The following is a 5,661-nucleotide window of genomic DNA, read 5'->3' on the forward strand; positions in this document are numbered from 1 at the left end:
TAAAGAGAGATGGTATCTACGATTAACCCAACACTATGCTTAGCTTAATCTCTGCCTAGAACCTAAAACTCTAGGCACCAAATATATTTATTTTTTGAACCACAGAGGGAACAACCATTGATTGTCACTTTCTCTGTGTGCTCTGCATTCTCTGTGGTAAATAAATTACTTAAAAGCTATTACACAAAGAGAGGATGGGGGTAAAGAGGTTTTAGCCCGCCCCCGTTGCTCGCGCAGCCCGCCAACACCAAGCTAAACACGGTGCTTGGCTTAATTTCTACCTAACACCTAATACCTAACACCTATTACCTAACACCTAACCCCTAGTCTTTAACTTAAACCACCAAATAAAGTCATCAAGGCAATTAATACTAAGTAGAAAAGTACATTTCGCTTAACCAGTTTGATCATACAGGTGGCTTCAAAGGTGCAACCATAGTAGCGCTCTTCAACTTGCTCGGCGGCCAATGCAGTATAAGTAACCACCTTGCGATTAGGGCTTGAAAAGTCAAACACGTAATGAAGCCAACAGCTAGTTCCTTTATTAAAGTTACCAATCACTAAATAACCAAAACTGGTAATACGCGCTGGGAGCCAATCTAGCCAAAACAATAAACGGTGGATTAACTTAAAATGCTTAGCAATTACTTCATCACGATTGTCACTCACTAAGTCGGCAAAAGTGCGCACTAGCGCATAAAAAACAGCACCGGCAACACCCAATACCACAAACCAAAATATAACCGCACAATAAAACCTGAAATTAACCCACGCTAATGTTTGCCCTAAGGTTTCACCTCCTTGTTGCTCCTCTGTGCGCTTTTGTCCCAATTGCAAAGCGTATAAGGTAGCTGCAGTTTGATCACCTCGAGTTAATGCATTGAGGTACGACTTATACAAAGCACGCTGTTTAGCACAACCAAAGCACACCAATAACACCGCCACATTAAAAACAAGCTGCCAAAGTACAAAGTCAGATAAAAAATACACACACCCAATAGCAATCACTGGCAGGAATAGCCAAATTAAAAACCCCGTAGCTGTGCCAAATAAACCTTTATTGGTCAATAAATTAACAGAGCGAGTTAAGTAGCCATTAGCGTAATAACTCATTTGCCAATGCGCAGAGCGAGCACCTAAACGCTCAAGTATCAGTGCTATTATTATTGAAACCAAAATCATGTTGTTACTCTTAGTTATTTAATTAGGTTAAAAAACTTACGCCAGTTAAAACTCGCTCCAGGGTCGGTTTTTCGCCCAGGGGCTATATCGCAATGCCCAACTATATTACTGGCTGTTATTTTTGGATAGCGCTGCATAATAGCCTGCGCCAATGCAGCTAAACTTTGATATTGCGCATCGGTATAGTTAATTGTATCTGTGCCTTCAAGCTCTATACCTATACTAAAATCATTACAATTTTGTTGCCCAGCAAAGCAGGAGCGCCCCGCATGCCATGCACGTTTTTCAAAAGGCACATACTGTATAACTTCGCCGCAGCGTTTAATAAAACAATGCGCTGATACTCTAAGCCCTGCTAAATCACTAAAGCTAGGGTGTGCATTACAATCAATATTCCCCATAAATAAATCATCAACGTAGGGGGTGTTAAACTCCCCTGCTGGTAATGAAATATTATGAATAACCAACAGCGAAATATCGCAGTGAGCAGGTCGCTCGTCAAAGTGGCTACACGCACGCTGGGTAATATTATTTATAACGCCTAAAGAATCTATTTTCATACTATTTATTTAAAACTTATGTAGCTCTTAACCCAAACACCGTGCTTGGCTTAATCTCTGCCTAAAACCTAAAAAGGGCGACGGGCTGCGAGCGGCGGGCTGCGGGCGGCGAGCGGCGAGCCTAGAACCTAATACCGACGCGGAATAAATCCGCTGCTACATGTGCGCGGCGTAAAGCCCCGCCTACACTCAACACAAACACCCTGCTTGGCTTAATCTCTGCCTAAAACCTAAGTACCTAGAACCTTTATTTTATAAACCCGTTACACGCATCCCGTTACCCGTAGCTCGCAGCGCTCAGGTTAATCAACCAAAATTGATGTATATCAAGATGCTAATAGATTTAACCCTATAAAGATAGCGTAATACTAAACGATAAAATATGATTAACGTGTAAATTAAGCGCTGGCTGATTAGTTTAGTTGTTAGCTGCTTCTATTTAGTAATTAAACAGAGTAAAATTTAGTTAATTTATTATCTATTATGAGCTTTTTCATGTCTATTTCGCATACCCTAATTAGTCAACTTGTTACCTTAGCACTTGATGAAGATCTAAATTACCAAAGCGCTGAACAAGGCGATATTACCGCGCAGCTTATTCCTCAAGCAGAGCAAGCTAATGCGAAAGTGATCACCCGTGAAGACTGCATTTTTTGTGGTAAAGACCTAATCATTGAAGTGTTTAAACAAGTCGACCCAAGCGTGGTTGTAAATATATGCGTGAACGACGGCGACTTTGTCAGTGCCAATAGCACTTTATTTACCGCATCAGGTTCTGCTCGCGCTATTTTAACAGCCGAGCGCACCGCACTTAACTTTGTACAAACGCTTTCTGGTACGGCCACAACTACAGCGCACTATGTAAAAGAGTTAAGCGGTACTAGCACGCAACTGCTCGATACCCGTAAAACTATTCCAGGGCTTAGAGCGCTGCAAAAGTATGCAGTTAAATGTGGCGGCGGTGCAAACCACCGAATTGGTTTGTTTGATGCGTTTTTAATTAAAGAAAACCACATAGCAGCCTGTGGAGGAATTAATAACGCAGTAGCTCAAGCTAAGCTAAATCATGCCGATAAATCGATAGAGGTTGAAGTTGAATCGTTTGATGAGCTAGAGCAAGCCATTAACGCAGGCGCCGACATTATTATGTTAGATAATTTTAATCCAGAGCAAATACGCCAAGCAGTTAGTATTACAAGTAAGCGCGCTAAACTTGAAGTATCGGGCAATATGACCCTAGAAACACTAAAAGCCTACTCGCAAGCAGGCGTAGACTTTATCTCAAGTGGCGCACTTACAAAAAATTTACAATCAATCGATTTATCAATGCGATTTGAGTAAATAATGTAAAATTTATTTATAGTTTCTTGCGCTAATTGATTGACATCACTTTAAAAAGGGCATTAAATAATACAAAAGGATTATTTGTAACAAGTTATTAAATTAATGCGTTTTTTATAAAGTTTTTTACATACAAAAGCGCAATAAACAGTGTTAGACTCGTTCATATTGACTAGTTTTAAATATTTAATTAGTTATAAAGAGTGAAAAGGCATTTATAAGGGACAGAGTAAAAATAAGCGATAGGGTTTATTTTACAATTAGCTTGTAACTTACGCGGGTTATAACTAACTTTTAATAGTTAGGTTTATGCTCAAGTAAGGGAAAAATTAACGAATAACCGCCATGCAGTGTGTGTTTTAACGGCCAATATTTTACCGCTTAAACACAGCACTAAATTTGGCAAAATGATTTTATTTTTGTAGTAACAGGTTAAGTGAACAACATAAGTTACATTTTAAAAACTTATACCCGTTTGGCTTACCACAACATTATCCTTTAGGAGAGGAAACATGCAAACAATGACACAACAAAACCAAAAGGGTTTCACCCTAATTGAATTAATGATTGTAGTAGCAATCATCGGTATTTTAGCAGCAGTAGCACTGCCTGCTTATTCTAATTACCAAGCTTCGTCTAAGCTAACTGCTGGTTTAGCTGAGATCACAGGCGCTAAGACTGAGATGGAAATTCTAGCTAATAATGGGGAAACCGTTGCTACTGTTGCTGATTTAAAAGCAGTCAAAGATGCGACTACTCAAAACTGCACCATAACTGCTTCTTTGGCAGCTACTGGAATTGGTAGTATTGCTTGCGCTATAGACAAAGCGCCTTCTCAAGTATCTTCTGCTGTTATCACTTGGTCAAGAGCTGCTTCAGGTGAATGGACTTGTGCAACTACTTTAGCAACAGATAAAACTTTAGCACCTAAGAGCTGTCCACAAGCATAATTAGCTTTTTTTTAAATTATACCAAGCGCTCTTATATGAGCGCTTTTTTATAGTAATTATTTGCTCTTTTAGTCCAATTAAAATCATATCTATTATCAGGTAACATACCTTATGGCAAACAAGCAAGAAGATAAAAGCTTAGATACCTTCCAATGGGTGGGAGTCAGTTCTAGAGGTAAAAAACTCGAAGGTGAGTTATCGGGCTCTAGTATATCTCTTGTTAAAGCCCAGTTACGAAAACAAGGTATTACCCCCTCAAAGGTAAAACGCAAAGCCAAACCTTTATTTGGCTTGCAAAGCGCACAAAAAATCACCCCAAAAGATATTGCTTTAGTGACTCGGCAAATCGCTACCATGCTCATGGCCGGTGTACCGCTAATTCAATCGATCGATATGATAGGCTCTGGCTCAACAAACAAAAGTGTTAGCAAGCTCATGGGTGCTATTGGCGATGAAGTAAAAGCTGGATTGCCGCTTTCTAACGCACTTAGAAAACACCCTCGCTATTTTGATGATTTATATTGCGATTTAGTGGCCTCTGGTGAGCAATCAGGTGCACTGGATAAAATATTTGACCGCGTAGCCCTTTATAAAGAAAAGTCAGAAGCGCTAAAATCAAAAATTAAAAAAGCCATGTTTTATCCTATATCAGTTTTAGTGGTTGCAGGTATTGTAACTTCTATCTTGCTGATATTTGTAGTGCCACAGTTTCAAGAAATATTTGCTGGTTTTGGCGCAGAGCTGCCCGCTTTTACTTTATTTGTAATCGCTATTTCTGAATTTATGCAAGCCTATTGGTGGATGATACTGATTGCCGTAATGGCATTTGGCTACATATATAAAGAAGCCGCACTCAGAAGTTTAGCACTCAGAGATGCCACCGACCGCGCCATACTTAAGCTCCCAGTTGTCGGCATGATTTTAAATAAAGCAGCGGTGGCACGCTATGCACGTACTTTATCGACCACCTTTGCTGCCGGTGTGCCGCTGGTAGATGCACTTGATTCCGCAGCTGGTGCCTCAGGTAACGCAGTGTACCGTTATGCTATTTTAGAAATAAAAGCCGAGGTGAGTTCAGGTAACCAAATGAATTGGGCGATGCGTAATTCAAAAATATTCCCTGATATGGTGGTACAAATGGTCGCCATTGGTGAAGAGTCAGGATCGCTTGATGGCATGCTGGCAAAAGTAGCAACTATCTACGAACAAGAAGTGGATGACGCGGTAGATGGCTTATCTAGCCTATTAGAGCCCTTAATAATGGCGGTGTTAGGTGTATTAGTTGGCGGCTTAATTGTGGCCATGTACTTACCTATATTCCAACTAGGTTCTGTTATTTAGCTTCGAGTTTCGAGCTTCGAGTTTCTAGGCCCGTTACCCGAAGCCCGTTGCCCGCAACTAAAGTGCGCGGCATAAAGCCCCGCCTACAGAACAATTAAAACGCGGTGATTCCCCGCAACTCGCCGCTCAAACCTTGAACCTAACACCTCGAACCTAACACCTCGAACCTTGAACCTCGAACCTTGAACCTTGAACCTTGAACCTTGAACCTTGAACCTTTAACCTTGAACCTAAACCCTAATTTTGCACTTATGTAAAACCACTGTATTATCAACACAGAATTTAGT

5 protein-coding genes are annotated in these 5,661 nt (G+C 40.5%); 3 read left to right on the forward strand and 2 right to left on the reverse strand.

Annotation, left to right across the window (positions count from 1 at the left end):
• Positions 1–330: 330 nt before the first annotated feature.
• Both ampE and ampD read right to left on the reverse strand, forming a co-directional pair.
• On the reverse strand, positions 331–1,182 hold the full coding sequence (ampE, locus tag CWC14_RS01340; protein ID WP_055013474.1) for a beta-lactamase regulator AmpE: 852 nt from the start codon (positions 1,180–1,182) through the stop codon (positions 331–333).
• Between the two features lie 14 nt (positions 1,183–1,196).
• Entirely contained in the window at positions 1,197–1,742 is a 546-nt protein-coding gene (gene ampD, locus CWC14_RS01345) for a 1,6-anhydro-N-acetylmuramyl-L-alanine amidase AmpD (protein ID WP_138560823.1), read from the reverse strand.
• A 495-nt stretch (positions 1,743–2,237) separates the two neighbouring features.
• Here ampD and nadC point away from each other — a divergent pair, with 495 nt between their 5' ends.
• The 3 genes from nadC (at position 2,238) to CWC14_RS01360 (ending at position 5,374) form a co-directional block, all read left to right on the forward strand.
• Complete coding sequence (gene nadC / locus CWC14_RS01350) at positions 2,238–3,083, forward strand: carboxylating nicotinate-nucleotide diphosphorylase (protein ID WP_138560825.1); 846 nt, start codon at positions 2,238–2,240, stop codon at positions 3,081–3,083.
• Positions 3,084–3,595: 512 nt separating this feature from the next.
• Entirely contained in the window at positions 3,596–4,033 is a 438-nt protein-coding gene (locus CWC14_RS01355) for a pilin (protein ID WP_138560827.1), read from the forward strand.
• Between the two features lie 111 nt (positions 4,034–4,144).
• Positions 4,145–5,374 carry a type II secretion system F family protein gene (locus tag CWC14_RS01360; RefSeq protein ID WP_138560829.1) on the forward strand — a complete coding sequence of 410 codons (1,230 nt, stop codon included), beginning with the start codon at positions 4,145–4,147 and terminating at the stop codon, positions 5,372–5,374.
• Positions 5,375–5,661 lie beyond the last annotated feature (287 nt).

Origin of the sequence: Pseudoalteromonas sp. S3260 (genome assembly GCF_005886925.1) — a bacterium.
Lineage (GTDB): Bacteria > Pseudomonadota > Gammaproteobacteria > Enterobacterales > Alteromonadaceae > Pseudoalteromonas > Pseudoalteromonas tetraodonis.